Annotated in this window: 1 pseudogene; it reads right to left on the bottom strand. The window is 43.5% G+C overall.

Annotation, left to right across the window (positions count from 1 at the left end):
• A pseudogene (locus R2R70_RS20050) lies at positions 1-276 on the bottom strand (hypothetical protein); the annotation flags it as partial.

Genomic DNA, 276 nt, shown 5'->3' on the forward strand with positions numbered 1-276 from the left:
CACCATCTAAGTGCAGCATCTATAGCAAAATTCCATGAGGCACCTGTAAGTGCGCTTACAGCAACATCAGCAAGTTCACTACCGCCACCAGCACCAGCTAAATCGAATGTAGCAACTATATTAAGTGGAGAAAGCCCTGCGTTTTCAAGCCAGTTTGCTTGGTTATCTATAATATGGCGTGCAATTAAATCCCCAGTAGAGTGAGTCACTAATACACAGCCATCGGCACATAAGTTTGAGCGCGATAATTGCTTTAATTTAGGCCAAACCCAATCT

Source organism: Cobetia sp. SIMBA_158 (genome assembly GCF_046566945.1).
GTDB lineage: Bacteria > Pseudomonadota > Gammaproteobacteria > Pseudomonadales > Halomonadaceae > Cobetia > Cobetia amphilecti.